This is a genomic window from Pseudoxanthomonas sp. SE1 (assembly GCF_029542205.1).
In the GTDB taxonomy this organism is placed as follows: Bacteria; Pseudomonadota; Gammaproteobacteria; order Xanthomonadales; family Xanthomonadaceae; genus Pseudoxanthomonas_A.
The window spans coordinates 19,113-35,190 of record NZ_CP113783.1 but is presented as its reverse complement, the minus strand read 5'-3'; the positions used below and the strand labels follow the sequence as shown (position 1 = coordinate 35,190).

Annotated in this window: 16 protein-coding genes; 11 read left to right on the top strand and 5 right to left on the bottom strand. The window is 67.3% G+C overall.

What is annotated here, in order from left to right:
- Positions 1-64: 64 nt before the first annotated feature.
- A complete protein-coding gene (locus tag OY559_RS00175; RefSeq protein ID WP_277728044.1) occupies positions 65-991 on the top strand; it encodes an AraC family transcriptional regulator in 927 nt (308 codons plus the stop codon).
- A 71-nt stretch (positions 992-1,062) separates the two neighbouring features.
- Positions 1,063-2,097 (top strand): patatin-like phospholipase family protein, encoded by a 1,035-nt coding sequence (locus OY559_RS00170; RefSeq protein ID WP_277728043.1) that lies wholly within the window; start codon positions 1,063-1,065, stop codon positions 2,095-2,097.
- A 13-nt stretch (positions 2,098-2,110) separates the two neighbouring features.
- Here OY559_RS00170 and OY559_RS00165 read toward each other — a convergent pair whose 3' ends face one another.
- The 4 genes from OY559_RS00165 to OY559_RS00150 all read right to left on the bottom strand — a co-directional run bounded on the left by OY559_RS00165 (position 2,111) and on the right by OY559_RS00150 (position 4,395).
- On the bottom strand, positions 2,111-2,725 hold the full coding sequence (locus OY559_RS00165; protein ID WP_277728042.1) for an HD domain-containing protein: 615 nt from the start codon (positions 2,723-2,725) through the stop codon (positions 2,111-2,113).
- A gap of 133 nt (positions 2,726-2,858) precedes the next feature.
- On the bottom strand, positions 2,859-3,152 hold the full coding sequence (locus OY559_RS00160) for a putative quinol monooxygenase (protein ID WP_277728041.1): 294 nt from the start codon (positions 3,150-3,152) through the stop codon (positions 2,859-2,861).
- A gap of 83 nt (positions 3,153-3,235) precedes the next feature.
- Complete coding sequence (locus OY559_RS00155; RefSeq protein ID WP_277728040.1) at positions 3,236-3,916, bottom strand: glycosyltransferase family protein; 681 nt, start codon at positions 3,914-3,916, stop codon at positions 3,236-3,238.
- A complete protein-coding gene (locus tag OY559_RS00150; protein ID WP_277728039.1) occupies positions 3,913-4,395 on the bottom strand; it encodes an Lrp/AsnC family transcriptional regulator in 483 nt (160 codons plus the stop codon). Before OY559_RS00150 ends, OY559_RS00155 begins: the two co-directional genes overlap by 4 nt.
- A 130-nt stretch (positions 4,396-4,525) precedes the next feature.
- On the opposite strand from OY559_RS00150, the gene phhA reads away from it, so the two are divergent.
- From phhA to OY559_RS00105, 9 genes are all read left to right on the top strand, one after another.
- Positions 4,526-5,410 carry a phenylalanine 4-monooxygenase gene (gene phhA, locus OY559_RS00145; RefSeq protein WP_277728038.1) on the top strand — a complete coding sequence of 295 codons (885 nt, stop codon included), beginning with the start codon at positions 4,526-4,528 and terminating at the stop codon, positions 5,408-5,410.
- 159 nt (positions 5,411-5,569) lie between these two features.
- Positions 5,570-6,022 carry an azurin gene (gene azu / locus OY559_RS00140; protein WP_277728037.1) on the top strand — a complete coding sequence of 151 codons (453 nt, stop codon included), beginning with the start codon at positions 5,570-5,572 and terminating at the stop codon, positions 6,020-6,022.
- 83 nt (positions 6,023-6,105) lie between these two features.
- Entirely contained in the window at positions 6,106-7,692 is a 1,587-nt protein-coding gene (locus OY559_RS00135) for a TIGR00271 membrane domain-containing protein (RefSeq protein WP_277728036.1), read from the top strand.
- A gap of 186 nt (positions 7,693-7,878) precedes the next feature.
- Complete coding sequence (acnD, locus tag OY559_RS00130; RefSeq protein ID WP_277728035.1) at positions 7,879-10,494, top strand: Fe/S-dependent 2-methylisocitrate dehydratase AcnD; 2,616 nt, start codon at positions 7,879-7,881, stop codon at positions 10,492-10,494.
- A gap of 43 nt (positions 10,495-10,537) precedes the next feature.
- Positions 10,538-11,002, top strand: a complete 465-nt coding sequence (locus OY559_RS00125) for an SRPBCC family protein (protein WP_277728027.1) — start codon at positions 10,538-10,540, stop codon at positions 11,000-11,002.
- A gap of 99 nt (positions 11,003-11,101) precedes the next feature.
- Entirely contained in the window at positions 11,102-11,608 is a 507-nt protein-coding gene (locus OY559_RS00120; protein ID WP_277728026.1) for a hypothetical protein, read from the top strand.
- 33 nt (positions 11,609-11,641) lie between these two features.
- Positions 11,642-12,835 (top strand): 2-methylaconitate cis-trans isomerase PrpF, encoded by a 1,194-nt coding sequence (gene prpF / locus OY559_RS00115; protein ID WP_277728024.1) that lies wholly within the window; start codon positions 11,642-11,644, stop codon positions 12,833-12,835.
- A gap of 81 nt (positions 12,836-12,916) precedes the next feature.
- Positions 12,917-14,023, top strand: a complete 1,107-nt coding sequence (locus OY559_RS00110; RefSeq protein WP_343228743.1) for a sensor histidine kinase — start codon at positions 12,917-12,919, stop codon at positions 14,021-14,023.
- Complete coding sequence (locus OY559_RS00105) at positions 14,020-14,649, top strand: response regulator transcription factor (protein WP_277728022.1); 630 nt, start codon at positions 14,020-14,022, stop codon at positions 14,647-14,649. The genes OY559_RS00110 and OY559_RS00105 overlap by 4 nt, the downstream gene beginning before the upstream one ends.
- 169 nt (positions 14,650-14,818) lie before the next feature.
- Here OY559_RS00105 and OY559_RS00100 read toward each other — a convergent pair whose 3' ends face one another.
- Complete coding sequence (locus OY559_RS00100) at positions 14,819-16,054, bottom strand: MgtC/SapB family protein (protein ID WP_277728021.1); 1,236 nt, start codon at positions 16,052-16,054, stop codon at positions 14,819-14,821.
- Positions 16,055-16,078: the final 24 nt, after the last annotated feature.

The following is a 16,078-nucleotide window of genomic DNA, read 5'->3' as shown; positions in this document are numbered from 1 at the left end:
CTGCGCATGAACGGACGGACGCGCGGTCATGGTCCGCATGCACCCCGTGGCCTAGGATGGCGGCATGGATGCAATGCCCGCCCATGCGCTCGGCCTGGCCGAAGACGACGATCGCGACGCCGTGCTTGAGACGGTGCTGGGCGCGTACCGCATGCGCGTGGAGATCACCGCCGACGTGCGCTACTGCGGCACCTGGTACGACAGCGAGCCCGCCACCCACCACGGCCAGTTCCATCTGCTGACCCAGGGCCAGTGCTGGATCAGCGGCGAAGCACTGGAGACGCCGGTGCTGCTCGAGCGGGGCGACCTGATCGTCTTTCCCGCTGGCGTGCGCCATGTGCTGTCGTCGTCGGCCGATCCCCATCTCCCCGACGCACCGGATGTAGGCGACACCAGCATGCTGTGCGGCGAGCTGGAGTTCATCACCGGCTCCCACAACCCGATTTTCTCCGCCCTGCCGCGCTGGTTCGTGATCCGTGGGCAGGACAGCAGTGCCGGCTTCCGGCAACTGGCGCAGATGCTGGCCGACACCAGCCGCGAACGTCGCTGGGGTCGCCAGCTGGTGCAGAACAAGTTGGCAGATTCGCTGTTCACCATGGCGGTGTGCGAGTACGTGCGGCAGGCCGAACAGCCGCGCGGCCTGCTCGCCGCGCTCACCGATGCACGCCTGTCGCGGGCGTTGTCCGCGATCCACGCGCGTCCGGGCGAGGACTGGACCATCCAGTCGATGGCGCAGGAAGCCGGCATGTCGCGCACCGCGTTCGCCGAACTGTTCACCACGACGGTCGGCACGCCGCCCATCCAGTACCTGGCGCACTGGCGGGCCACCGAGGCGCGCCGGCTGCTGAAGAACCGGCGCTTCTCCGTCGCCGCCATCGCCGAGATGCTCGGCTACAGCAGCGAGGCCGCGTTCCGGCGGTTCTTCAAGCGCGTCGAGGGAGTCGGACCCGGCAGCGCGCGGCGCCGCTCCGGTGGCGATGGGCCCACCTGAGCGAGTGTTGTTGGCCGCGGTTGCAGCGAGGGGCGCTATCCTGCGCGCCGGTCCCGCTTCCTTCCCCCTCCATGCGCCCTGCCCTTCGCCTGATGCCCGCCCTGCTGCTCGGTTCCGTGTTCCTGGCCGCATGCGGCGGCGACAACGTGCGGCCGACCTCACCTCCTGTGACGACGAAGCCGGTGCCGGCAGCGCCGAAGCCCAAGGTGGGCATCGCATTGGGGGGGGGTGCGGCCAAGGGATTCGCGCATATCGGCGTCATCAAGATGCTGGAAGCCAACGGCATCGAACCGGTGGTCGTCTCCGGCACCAGCGCAGGCAGCGTGGTCGGTGCGCTGTATGCCAGCGGCATGGATCCCTTCCAGATGCAGAAGCAGGCCTTTGCGCTGGACGAAGCGAAGATCCGTGACGTGCGCCTGTTCTCCGGCGGACTGGTGCAGGGTCAGAAGCTGCAGGACTACGTCAACGACCTGGTCGGCAAGCGCACGATCCAGCAATTGAAGAAGCCCTTCGCCGCCGTGTCCACGCAGTTGGAGAACGGCGAGCGCACGGTGTTCGTGCGCGGCAACACGGGCCAGGCCGTGCGCGCGTCCAGCAGCATCCCGGGCGTGTTCGAGCCGGTGGTGATCGGCAAGGCCAGCTACGTGGATGGCGGCGTGGTGAGCCCGGTGCCGGTGGACGCGGCGCGCCAGCTGGGTGCGGATTTCGTCATCGCGGTGGACATCTCCACCAAGGCGCCCGGCACCAAGCCCGGCAGCATGCTGGGCATCGTCAACCAGTCGATCGGCATCATGGGCCAGCGCCTGGGCGAACAGGAACTCGCGCGCGCCGACATCGTCATCCGGCCCAAGGTCAACGACATCGGCCCGGCCGATTTCGAACAGAAGAACACCGCCATCCTCGAAGGCGAACGCGCCGCGCTGGCGGCGATGCCGCAGATCAAGGCGAAGCTCGCCGAGCTGCAGCGCACCCGCAATGCCGCGCATGCGGCGCGCCATGCGCCGCCCAAACCGGATCCGCGCTGCCTGGAAGAACCCTCGCGCCTGGGTCGCCTGTTCGGCCGCGACGTGAAGTGCGACGCCGCCGGACAACCCGTAAAGCAGTAGAGCGGAGCCGGCTCTACGCGGCGGTGACGCGACGGAGATTGTTGCGTGCCCTGTCCTCCAACCTGTCATGGAAATACGGCGTGCTGTAGATCGCCGGACGGTCGAGGAAGCCCTTCAGGATCTCGCGCCGCTTGCGCCGGAACAGGAAGCCGGGGACGTAGGCGTATTCCTTGCGGATCTGCTGTTCGTACTCGTCGAAGCGGGCCCGCTCCGCGCCGAGGATGGACAGGTCGATGTCGACCAGCAGCTGCTCGTCGCGTCCCGACGGCACGGCGGTGTGCCGCGTGGCCATGACCAGCGCATGCACGCGCTGCGCGGCCTCTGCCGCAACGCCCGCATCCCGCAGCGCATCGCGCGCCCAGTCGGCACTGCGCTGCTCGTTGTCGTGGGCCTTGATGTCGTAGATGGCGTCGTGGAACCACAGCGCGAGTTCCACCTCGTGCGGGCGCTCCGCCAGTCCGCGTGCAGCATCGAACACAGACAGACATTCGCCGAGGTGTTGCAGCGTGTGGTAATGGCGTTGCTGTTCAGCGTACGCCGCCTTCAGCTGCGCGAACAACACACCGCCCTCACCCGTCGCACCGATGCCGGCCCAAGCGCGTTGCCAAGAATGGGGGAACAGGTCCATGTGGAAGTCTAGATCGAACACGTCGGCCCAGGTGGATTGTGGGAGCGACGTCAGTCGCGATGATTTGCCGCGGATCCATCATCGCGACTGACGTCGCTCCCACATCATCGGTTCGTGCGCCGAGCGGGAGTGGCTACGGCAACCCATGCCCTCCCACCGGCACCGTTTCGACATGGCTGTCGAATCCCGCGATCAACGGCCGTGCCTTCGCGATGGCCTGCTGCACGGACGGCAGCGAGAGCGAGGCCTTGTGGCTGGCCGCATCGGTCCAGACCTCGGTGATCCAGATCGCATCCGCGTCGGCGGGATCCTGCGCGATGACGTAACTCAGGCAACCCGGCATGGCGTCGGTGCCGTCCAGCAGGATTGCGAGCAGGGCGTCGCGCTGGCCGGGTGTGGCGCGCATCTTGCCGATCAGTCCGTACATGCTGGTCTCGAGGGTCGGTAATCGCGTGCGTTGTAGCACGTGTCGCGGACAGGGTCCGCGTGGGCGCGTCCTGGAGACGTGCGCTAGTCGCCCCACTTCGCCAGGTAGTCGTTGTAGGCAACCTTCCAGGCATCCGACCCGAACGCGCCCCCACTCTGGTGCGTCAGCGCGATCGGCCAGGTTCCCAGACGCAACCCCGCCTGCCTCGCGGACCGGCAGAAATCCATGTCGTAGAAGTGGAAGCCGAAGCGCGGATCGAACTCGACGCGCGCCTGCGACAGGACGGCCCTGTTTGCGGCGAGGAAGACGCCATCCAGCAGCTCGCAGTCGGCCGGCATGCGGCCGAAACAGGACACCGCGCCGAACGGATATGCACCGTGCGCCACCCCGCCCGACAGGTGGGCCTTGTCGTCCCATGCCAATGTCATGTCGGGGAACGCCCATGCGGGCTGGCGTGGCTGCCGGCGATGGTTGCCTGCCACGCCGACGACGTCGTAGCGGAGCAGCGCGTCCTGCAAGCGGTCAGCGAGGAAACTGTCGTCGATCCATACATCGTCGTGCATGAACACCAGGACATCACTGTCTTGGCACTCCCGGATCGCCTGGTTGTAGACCTCGGGCAGGCCGCGACCGTTCCGGTATGCGATCCGGCTCCGGATCCGCGCGTCGAACGCCAGCCGGCGCAACGATGTCCCCAGCGCACTGCCCTCGCGGAAATCCCCCTCTGTCTTCCGCGTCGCGCTGACAATCATGATCGACGTCATCCGGCATATCCCAATGGCAGGCCGGCGTCGGTCTTCACCGCGCGCAGCACGAAGCTGGAGTTCACGTCGGCCACGCCGCTGGCGTTGAGCAGACGGTCGAGCAGGAAGCGGGAAAAGTGCTCCAGGTCCTGGACCACCACGTGCAACAGGTAATCCATGTCGCCGGTCAGTGCGTAGCAGGCCACCACTTCGTCCCAGCCCCGCACGCCGTCGCCGAAATGCTGGACGCTGGCCGGGTCGTGCTTCTCCAGCTGCACGCGCACGAAGGCCTGCAGTCCCAGCCCGACGGCCTTGGGGTCGACGCGGGCGGCATATCCGGCGATCACCCCCGTCGCCTCGAGTCGCTGGATCCGGCGCAGGCATGCCGAAGGCGACAGGTTCACCTGGCCGGCAATGTCGGCATTGGTGGCGCGACCGTCGCGCTGCAGCAGGGTCAGCAGGCGCAGGTCGGTGCGGTCGAGGGTGGGTGATTCGGCCATTTGATGCGCAGGATAGCGCGTTCACGCTCGATCATTGCGCCATCGGTCGGGAGAGGCGCAACTTTGCAAGCCTGTTGCGCGGTTCTGCCGCTAGCATCGTCCCATCAGCCGCTGATCGAAGGGAGTCGCCATGAACGAGCCGCGCCGCGTCGAGCACCAGCAGACCGACAAGGGTTACGTACCGGTGTACACGACCGCCGTCGTGGACCAGCCCGCCGACTACCCCGCCGACGACCACGCCACCTGGGGGGCGCTGTACGAGCGCCAGCGTGCCCTGCTGGTCGGGCGCGCCTGCGACGAGTTCCTGCGGGCACAGGACGCGATGGGCATGAGCCCGGACCGCATCCCGCGCTTCGATGAATTGAACGAGGTACTGCACGCCACCACCGGCTGGCAGCTGGTCGGTGTGGAGGGCCTGTTGCCGGAGCTGGAGTTCTTCGACCACCTGGCCAACCGGCGTTTCCCCGTCACCTGGTGGATCCGCCGGCCCGACCAGATCGACTACATCGCCGAACCGGACCTGTTCCACGACCTGTTCGGCCACGTGCCGCTGCTGATGAATCCGGTGTTCGCCGATTACATGGAGGCGTACGGCAAGGGCGGCGTGAAGGCGCACGGCATCGGCCAGGACGCGCTGCAGCACCTGACCCGGCTGTACTGGTACACGGTGGAGTTCGGCCTGATCGACACGAAGGATGGCCTGCGCATCTATGGTGCCGGCATCGTGTCGTCGAAGGGCGAGTCGCTGTACTCGCTGGAATCGGACGCGCCCAACCGCATCGGCTTCGACCTGGAGCGGATCATGCGCACGCGCTACCGCATCGACACGTTCCAGAAGACCTACTTCGTCATCGACAGCTTCGAGCAGCTGATGAACGCCACCGCGCCGGACTTCACCCCGATCTATGCACGGCTGGATGCGCAGGATGCCATCCCGGCCGGCGATGTACGCGACGCCGACAAGGTCTACACCCGCGGCACCGGCGAAGGCTGGGCCGAGGGCGGCGACGTTTGACGGGCGTGCCATCGTAGAGCGGAGCTTGCTCCGCTGCTTCTGCCCGCTGCGTCGAGCGTGATCGATTCCGGAAGGCATTCACCCTCATGGCCCGGGACGGAAGAGCAGCCGAGCAAGCTCGGCTCTACAATCCGCCGTCCCTCCTTCGCACGTACTGCAATGCCCCGAGCGCTTTCGTTTTTCGCCCTGCTGGCGTTCTCGTTCGTGACCGTTCCGGCCTTCGCCCGCAACTGCGTGGTGACGATCGAAGCCACGGACATGATGACCTTCAACCTGAAGACCATCCGCGTGCCCGGCGACTGCGCGCAACTGCGGGTGGTGTTGAAGCACACGGGTCGCATGCCGGCGCAGGCGATGGGGCACAACTGGGTATTGGCCGAAACACGCCATCATCGCGACCTTGGCCTGGCCGGCGGCCGCATGAAGCTGGCTGACGACTATCTGCCGCGCAACGATGCCCGCGTGATCGCCCACACGCCGGTGATCGGCGGCGGGCAGGCGGCCGAGGTGGTGTTCCCCACTTCGCGGCTGCGCAAGGGTGGCGACTACACCTTCTTCTGCACCTTCCCCGGTCACTGGAACATGATGAAGGGCAAGCTGGTCTTCGAATGAGCTGAGCGACGCGCGCTCAGAGCGGCTTCACTGCAGCGGCCCGTTGGTATGATGCGCGCCGGTTCCGTGACGGAGTTCTCGCGATGGCCTCTGCCGAAGCACTGTGGCGCTGGTTGCGCCAATGGCGGCGCGAACACCTGCAGGTCGACCGGGCCGCCGTCCTGCGCAATGTCGACGAAAGCGGGCAGCTGGGGCCGCGCTACGCCTTCATGATCGTCATGGCATGCGGCATCGCCACGCTGGGCCTGCTGCAGAACTCGGTCGCCGTGATCATCGGCGCGATGCTGATTTCCCCGTTGATGGGGCCGATCGTCGAGCTGGGCATGTCGCTGGCCACCTTCGACTTCCGCAGCCTGCGCGAGGCGCTCAAGACGCTGGCGGTAGGGACTGCGGTGGCCCTGACCACCGCGACCGCGATCGTCCTGGTCTCTCCGCTGCAGGAAGCGACGCCGGAAATCCTGGCGCGCACCGAACCCACACTGTTCGACCTGCTCGTCGCCGTGTTTTCCGGCCTGGCGGGCGCGTACGCCACCATCACCCGCAAGGGCGAGACCATCGTGGGCGTGGCGATCGCGACGGCGCTGATGCCGCCGCTGGCCGTGGTGGGCTTCGGTATCGCCACGCTGAATGCCAGCATCGCGGGTGGTGCGCTGTTCCTGTTCATGACCAACCTGCTGGCAATCGCGCTGTCGGTCACCATCATGGCCCGCTGGTACCACTTCGGCGGCGACGATTCGCCCAAGCAGACCGCGTGGCAGGCCTCGATGATCGTGGGAACGTTCGTGCTGCTGTCGGTCCCGCTGGGACTGGCGCTGCGCGACATCGCGGCACGCGGCGTCGCCGACCGCACCATCCGCAACGTGATGGACGAAGCCGCACGCAGCAATGGTGGGCAGGTGACCACGTTGCGCGTGGACCGCAACGAAGAAACCCTGCGGGTCGATGCCGTGATGCTGGTCCCTCGGCACCGGCCCCAGCTTGACCGCGAACTCGAACGCAAGCTCGAAGGCGTGCTCGGCCGACCTGTCGAGGTCTCCCTGCGCGAGCTACTGACCGCCGACGAAAAGGCATTGGCGAGCGAACAGGCGACGCTCGCGCAACTCCGCGAAAGCGTGTCGCGCCTGCAGAACGTGGCCGAGCGCGACGCGGCCGAGCGCAACGCCGGGACCCGCGCGGCCGAAGCGATGCACCAGCGCGTCCTCGCCCATTTCGGGCAGTTCGAGATCCTCGAAGGCGGGCAACGGGCGCGCTGGCAGCTCTATGCGGCCGCCGGGCTCGATGTCGTCCAGGCGCGCCGCCTCGAGCAGGCACTGGCGACCGATGACGCCGGTGCGTTGCAGGTGCAGGTCGTGCCGGCACTCCAGACGCTGCCACCGGTGGTGTTCGGCGACGACCGGCCGGACCTGGACGCGGCAGGCAACGCGCAGGTGGAGGCGATCGCGTGGGCGCTCCAGCGCTGGGGCGTGAGCCAGGTGTCGGTCGATGGATACGCGGGCAATGACGCTGCGCTCGCGCTCGCCCGCGCCGAGAGCGTCGCCGCCCTGCTCGACAAACAGGGCGTGCATGGCGCCACGGCGCGGGCGGTGCCGGGAGCCGTTGCACGAAGCGTTGCGACGGCCGAAGGCTCGACCGTCCTGCGGGAAGCCCGTATCCGGCTCGACACACCGTAGCGCGGAGCACCTCGCCGGGCATGCGTGCCACGGCGTGCCCTGCATGTTGACGAACACCGTCAACGCATCGAAAGAATGCGCAGCGATGTCCGGCAGGCGGGCATGTTTGCAGCGACACGACGCGCATAATGGCCATTGCAGCGCGTGGATCGAGCCGCGCGCCCCGTTCACAGCAGACGACACGCCATGAATACCGATTTCCGCACCCCACTCCCGGGCACCACGCTCGACTACTTCGACGCGCGCGCCGCGGTCGACGCCCTCCAGCCCGGCGCCTGGGCGACGCTGCCGTACACCGCGCGCGTGCATGCGGAGAACATCGTCCGCCGCGCCGATCCCGCGCGCCGCGACGACTACCTGCGCCAACTGGTCGAGCGCCGCCGCGACCTGGATTTCCCGTGGTTCCCGGTGCGCGTGGTCTGCCACGACATCCTCGGGCAGACGGCGCTGGTGGATCTCGCCGGCCTGCGCGATGCGATCGCCGACATGGGTGGTGATCCGGCGCAGGTGAATCCGGTGGTACCGGTGCAGCTGATCGTCGACCACTCGCTGGCCGTGGAATGCGGTGGCTACGACCCGGACGCGTTCACCAAGAACCGCGCCATCGAGGACCGGCGCAACGAGGACCGCTTCCACTTCATCGACTGGACGAAGCGGGCGTTCAAGAACGTCGATGTGATCCCGCCAGGCAACGGGATCATGCACCAGATCAACCTGGAGAAAATGTCGCCGGTCGTGTACGTGCAGGACGGCGTTGCCTTTCCGGATACCTGCGTGGGCACCGACAGCCACACGCCGCACGTCGATGCGCTGGGCGTCATCGCCATCGGCGTGGGTGGGCTGGAGGCGGAGAACGTCATGCTCGGCCGCGCGTCGTGGATGCGCACGCCGGACATCATCGGCGTCGAACTGCAGGGCAAGCCCGCGCCCGGCATCACCGCGACCGATGTGGTGCTGGCGCTGACCGAATTCCTGCGCCAGTCGAAGGTCGTCGGCGCCTATCTCGAATTCCGCGGCGAAGGTGCGGCGGCGCTGACCATCGGCGACCGCGCGACCATATCGAACATGGCGCCCGAGTACGGCGCGACGGCCGCGATGTTCTTCATCGACGACAACACGTTGGACTACCTGCGCCTGACCGGCCGCAGCGACGCACAGGTGGCGCTGGTGGAGACCTACGCGAAGACCGCCGGCCTGTGGGCCGACGACCTGCAGACTGCGCAGTACGAGCGCACGCTGCACTTCGACCTGTCCACCGTCGTGCGCAACATGGCCGGCCCGTCCAACCCGCACAAGCGCCTGCCGACCAGCGCGCTGGCCGAGCGCGGCATCGCCGACGAAGCCAAGCTGGCCAGCGGCAAGGCCGAGGAGGCGCAGGGCCTGATGCCGGACGGCGCGGTGATCATCGCCGCCATCACCTCGTGCACCAATACCTCCAATCCGCGCAACGTGATCGCTGCCGCGCTGCTCGCACGCAACGCCAACGCAAAGGGACTGGTGCGCAAGCCGTGGGTGAAAAGCTCGCTGGCGCCCGGCTCGAAGGCCGTGCAGCTGTACCTGGAAGAATCCGGCCTGCTGCCGGACCTGGAACAGCTGGGCTTCGGTATCGTCGCCTTCGCCTGCACCACCTGCAACGGCATGAGCGGCGCGCTGGATCCGAAGATCCAGCAGGAGATCATCGACCGCGATCTGTATGCGACCGCGGTGCTGTCGGGCAACCGCAATTTCGACGGCCGCATCCATCCCTACGCCAAGCAGGCCTTCCTCGCCTCGCCGCCGCTGGTAATCGCCTATGCCATCGCCGGCACCGTGCGCTTCGACATCGAAAAGGACGCGCTGGGCTTCGATGCCGAAGGCAACCCGATCACGCTGAAGGACATCTGGCCCAGTGATGCGGAGATCGACGCGGTGGTGAAGGCCAGCGTGAAGCCGGACCAGTTCCGCAAGGTCTACGAACCGATGTTCAACGTGCGCGTGGAGCATGGCGGCAAAGTGGAGCCGCTGTACGCCTGGCGCCCGCAGAGCACCTACATCCGCCGCCCGCCGTACTGGGAAGGCGCGCTGGCCGGCGAGCGCTCGCTGCACGGCATGCGTCCGCTGGCGGTGCTGGGCGACAACATCACCACCGACCACCTGTCGCCGTCCAACGCGATCCTCGCCTCGAGCGCGGCGGGCGAGTACCTGGCGAAGATGGGCCTGCCGGAAGAGGACTTCAATTCCTACGCCACCCATCGCGGCGACCATCTCACCGCACAGCGCGCGACCTTCGCCAACCCGCAGCTGGTCAACGAGATGGCCGTAGTCGACGGCGACGTGAAGAAGGGCTCGCTGGCACGCATCGAACCGGACGGACAGGTGGTGCGCATGTGGGAAGCCATCGAGACCTACATGGGCCGCAAGCAGCCGCTGGTCATCATCGCCGGCGCCGACTACGGCCAGGGCAGTTCGCGCGACTGGGCGGCGAAGGGCGTGCGGCTGGCGGGCGTGGAAGCGATCGTGGCGGAGGGCTTCGAGCGCATCCATCGCACCAACCTGGTCGGCATGGGCGTGCTGCCGCTGGAGTTCAGGGCCGGCGAAACCCGCAAGACCTGGGGCATCGACGGCACCGAGACCTTCGATGTGGTGGGCGAGCGCAGGCCACGCGCCGAGCTGACGCTGGTGATCCACCGCCGCAACGGCGAAACCGTGGAAGTACCGGTGACCTGCCGTCTGGATTCGGACGAGGAGGTTTCGATCTACGAGGCAGGCGGGGTGCTGCAGCGGTTCGCGCAGGATTTCCTGGACGCGTCGAAAGCGGCCTGACCCGTTCGTCGTATCGGTACACCCAACGCACAGGAGTCCGATCATGTCCGACAACGCCACCCCCGGCACCGTCCGCCTGCACCGCGTGCTGCGCGCGCCGCCGTCGCGCGTCTACCGTGCCTTCCTCGATCCCGATGCGATGGTGAAGTGGCTGCCGCCGCACGGGTTCACCGGCAAGGTCCATTCGATGGGTGCGCGCGTGGGCGGCGGCTACACCATGTCGTTCACCAACTTCGGCACCGGTTCCAGCCACTCGTTCGGCGGCACCTATGTGGAACTGGTCGAGAATGAGCTGCTGCGCTACACCGACCAGTTCGACAATCCCGGACTGCCCGGGCAGATGCACGTGACGGTAACGCTGAAGAAGAGCATCGCCGGCACCGAACTGAACGTCGTACAGGAAGGCATTCCCGCCGCGATCCCGGTCGACTTCTGCTACCAGGGCTGGCAGGAATCGCTGGAACTGCTGGCGAAGCTGGTGGAGCCGGAGATTCCGGACGGGGCGTGATGCTGTGACCAAGCATTCATACGTGGTCATCAGGTGATAAGACGTTCTCAGCCCCGCATTTTTTTCGCGGCACTGCCTCCGGTCGCGTGGTCGGAGGACGTGCTGCAGCGTTTCATCTCCATTGGACTGATACGCAAGCTTGGAACAGCCCTGTTTCCCTCCGGAAACTGGCATCAGTCCTTCTCGGGACGAGTTTTCGATCCGACGACGAGGGATCGCGATGCGTTGCTTCGGGTCGGTGACCGTATCTCGGCACACGCCTGCACGCTGCTGTTCAATCGCATCGAAGGGCCGGATCTCGCGACTGCGAAACAACACTGCACATTGCGTGCCTACGGCAATCCCAAGGCATTCCAAGAACTACTGGCGTCCATTCAGCGTTCGCTGACCGACGCAGGATTCGGCCAGATCGCGACCGGCGTAACGCCGCACATTACCCTGAGTTACAGGGCCACAAGCCCGTTCGACAACATCCCGTTAACTCCGGCAATCAAGCTCGGGCAGCAATGGCCAGCGCCCGATAACCTCGTAGCTATAGGGATCCCCGCTACCAATCACCAGGCACAAGGTATCGATCCACCTGCAACGCAATCCTCCTTGTTCTGAGTCGTACCACCATCAAAGTCATCGGTGATTTCCATGTCCCAAGCCCCCCAGATCCGCATCCCCGCCACCTACATGCGCGGCGGCACGTCGAAAGGCGTCTTCTTCCGCCTGCAGGACCTGCCCGAACGAGCGCAGGCATCGGGACCGGCACGCGATGCGTTGCTGAGCCGCGTGATCGGTTCACCCGATCCGTACGGCAAGCACACCGACGGCATGGGCGGGGCGACGTCCAGCACCAGCAAGGTAGTGATCATCTCGCCGAGCAGCCAGCCCGGCCATGACGTGGACTATCTGTACGGACAGGTGCCGATCAACGAAGCCTTCATCGACTGGAGCGGCAACTGCGGCAACCTGTCGTCGGCGGTCGGTCCGTTCGCGATTGCGAACGGCATGGTTGACCCTTCGCGCGTGCCACGCGACGGCCTGTGCACCGTGCGGATCTGGCAGGCCAACATCCAGAAGACCATCGTCGCCCACGTGCAGGTCACCGGCGGCGAAGTGCAGGAAACCGGGGACTTCGAACTGGATGGCGTGACGTTCCCGGCGGCGGAAGTGCAGCTCGAGTTCATCGATCCCGCGGACGAGGGCGATGGCGACGGCGGTGGCGCGATGTTTCCTACCGGCAATCTCATCGATGAAATCGACGTGCCCGGCGTGGGTGTGTTCAAGGCGACGATGATCAATGCCGGCGTGCCGGTGGTTTTCGTCGAAGCAGCCGCACTCGGTTACGACGGCACCGAGTTGCAGGGCGCCATCAACGAAGACAAGGACGCGCTGGCGAAACTGGAGGCGATCCGAGCGCATGGCGCCGTGCGCATGGGCCTGGTCGCCGATGTCGCGGCCGCGGCGAAGCGTCCGCTGACGCCGAAGGTCGCCTTCGTCGCGCCGCCGAAGGACTACGTGTCGTCGAGCGGCAAGCCCGTGCATGCGGCGGACATCGACCTGCTGGCGCGCGCCATGTCGATGGGCAAGTTGCATCACGCGATGATGGGTACGGCCTCGGTGGCCATTGCGACCGCCGCCGCCGTGCCGGGCACGCTGGTCAATGCGGCGGCAGGCGGCGGCACGCGCGACGTGCTGGTGTTCGGCCATCCGTCGGGCACGCTGCGCGTGGGCGCCGACGTCAAGCAGGTGGACGGTGCCTGGGCGGTGACGAAGGCGGTGATGAGCCGCAGCGCACGCGTGCTGATGGAAGGCACCGTGCGCGTGCCGGGCGACGCGTTCTGACGGGCTCCCGCTGACCTGCCGGAAGTCACCACTTGCGCCAGACCCATTGTGTCGGCGCAGCGCGGACGACAGCATGGGCGCATGTGGACCGCCCTGACCCGAATTCGCGAACCCATGACCCTGGCCGGGGTGTTCACGCTGGCGGCCGTGTCGCTGGGTCTGCGCTTCCTGCCACCGGAGGTGCTGCCGGCCGCGGCCGCCGCGCTGGCGGCTTATGCGCTGGGGTTCCTTCTGTTCGCACTGGCACCGGACACCTGGGAGCGGCACCGGCGGGTCGCCCTGGTGGCGATGGCCTGCCTCGCGCTGCTGCTGGCCTGGCTGACGCCGCGCGTGGGCACCGCACAGGTGCTTCTGGTGGTCTGGGTGGCGTGCGCGGTCAACGTGTTGTCGCCCCGCTGGGTCGTGGGTGCCGCGCTGGTGTTGAACGTGGCGTTCTACGCGCTGATGGTGCACCACGGGTTCGGTGCGCCACTGACGATGACGCTGATCAATATCGGCTTCCAGGCGCTCGCCGGCCTGTGCGTGCACTACGCGCGCCGCTCCGAGGAATCACGCGACCAGTTGGCGCTGGTCAATGCGGACCTGCTGGCCACGCGGGCGCTGCTGGCCGACAGCGCGCGTGATGCCGAGCGCCTGCGCGTGGCACGCGAGCTGCACGACGTGGCCGGACACAAGCTCACGGCGATGAAGCTCAACCTGCGCGCACTGGCCAGCGATCCCGCTTTCGCCGCGCGCGATGAAGTCCGCATCGCGCAGCAGTTGTCCACCGAACTGCTGGACGATATCCGCAGCGTCGTACAAGCCCTGCGCGATTCCCGTGGGCTGGACCTTCAGACCGCGATCTGTGCCCTCGCCGCGCCACTGCCACGGCCGGCGCTGGATCTGCATATCGCGGAAGACATCCGCATCGACGATCCGGCGATGGCGGAATCGTTGCTGCGCATCGTGCAGGAATGCCTGACCAACGCCGCACGGCACGCGAACGCGTATACGTTGACGGTTTCGCTGAGCAACGAGGATACGAACATGCGCCTGCGCATCGAGGACGATGGCAAGCTCAAGGGCGGCATGCGTGAAGGCAACGGCCTGTCGGGCATCCGCGAGCGCGTCGCCGCACTGGGCGGCGACATGCGCCTGGGCAGCAGTGCGAGCGGCGGCCTGCGCCTGGACGTGAGGCTGCCTGCATGAGCGTGCGGGTCGCCCTTGCCGATGACCAGGCGCTGGTGCGCGCCGGCCTGCGCGCCCTGTTGAAAGCGCAGCAGGTGGACGTGGTGTTCGAAGCCGACGACGGCGCGGACCTGGTCGCCAAGCTGGAAGCGCAACCGGTGGACGTGGTGCTGAGCGACATCCGCATGCCGGGCGTCGATGGCATCGAAGCCTTGATCAGGCTGCGCGAACGTGGCGACCGCACGCCGGTGCTGCTGCTGACCACCTTCGACGACAGCGACCTGCTGCTGCGCGCCACCGAAGCGGGTGCGCAGGGCTTCCTGTTGAAGGATGCCGCGCCGGAAGACCTGCACGATGCCATCCAACGCGTCGCCAGCGGCGAGACCTTGCTGCAGCCGGTCAGCACGGACCCGGTGCGGGCACGTTTCCGTTTCCGTGACGAAGCCCCGCCCAGCGACACCTTCAGCGAACGCGAGGTCGCGATCCTGCGCCTGCTCGCGGGCGGATACTCGAACAAGGAAATCGCGCGCACGCTGTTCCTCGCGGAGGGCACGGTGAAGAACTATGTCTCCATCATCCTCGACAAGCTGGGCACGCGTGACCGCACGCGGGCGGTGCTGAAGGCGATCACGCTGCGGATCATCTGACGCGAACGCCTTTTTGTAGGAGCGACGTAAGTCGCGACCGCACGCGTTCCAAGGCGTGGAATGACCATCACGCGAGGTGCGGCGTCGACAGCTGCTCGGCATTCACATCTTCATGGCGCATCATTCTCGCGGTCGCGACTCTCGTCGCTCCTACAGAGAAGCGACGGTGTCAGAACACCGCCACCATCGCCGCACCCGCCGCCAGCGCCGCCATCAGCCCCGCGGACACGCGCAGTCCATACGCCGCCCCACCGCTGACCCACGCGATCACCGACTTCGCGACCAGGCTGGCGCCCAGCAGCGCCAGCATCCACCAGCGTGCTTCCGATGCCTCCAGTCCGCCGCGCGAGAACTGGTTGGCCAGCGTGGCCACCGCCGCGTGCAGTTCCGCCATCGCCGACATCGCGGCGGCGGCCATCGCGCCACGGGGGCCGATCCAGGCGGCGAGTGCGGCGGCGATGAAGGTCAGCACCGCGACCAGCACCGCGAATCCCAGTGCCTGGCCGAAGCGGAACATGCGGCTTTCAGACGTCGGCGGTTTCACCGCATCGTCCTCGCTGCGATGCAGGCCCAGCAGGCCACCGGCCAGCAGGACCGCGCCGATGGCGCCCAGCTCCGGCAGCAGGTCGCGCACCAGCGGCGGCGAAACGGCCCACAGGATGGGTACGCACAGGGTCAGCGAGGCCAGGTTGGACAACAGCGCCGCGGCCACCGCGGAACGCAGCAGCGACGGGCTTTCCTTCGCCCGCTGGCCGAAGCCGATGGTCGCCGCGGTGGACGAGACGTAGCCGGCGAAGAAGCCCGCCGCCGCCAGGCCCCAGCGGTTGCCGATCACGCGCAGTACCACGTGGCCCAGCGCACTCACCGCCATCACCAGCACCACCAGCTTCCAGATGGTGGCCAGGTTGATCGCCTGGTAAGGACCGATGGGACGGTCCGGCAGGATCGGCAGGATGACCAGGGCCGACGCCAGCAACAGCAGGCCATCGAACACCTCACGCTCGCTGAAGGTCTCGCGCGTGAGCTCGTGCAGCGGCTCCTTGGCGTACAACAGCACCGCCACCACCACCGCCAGGCCCGTGGCCAGCGCGGGCGTGCGCATGGCCATGGCGCCGAGCAGGAACGTCAGCACCAGTGTGACCTCGCTGGTCAGGCCCGGATCGTCCGCCGACGTGGCGCGGTAGCCCATGGCGGCGAGCAGGCCGGTCAGCGCCAGCGCCACCAGCAGGACGGGGACACCGAGCGACATGGCGACCGCGGCAGCCAAGGCCACCAGCGCATGCGTGCGCAGGCCGGCGATGGCATGCGCGCGTCCCGGGCGGCGCTCGCGCACCAGTCCGATCAGCAGGCCCAGGCCCAGCGCCGAGGACAGCGCCAGCCAGGTTTCCGGGGTTGCTTCGTCCATCGCGTCGTTCCTGTTTCCGACCCT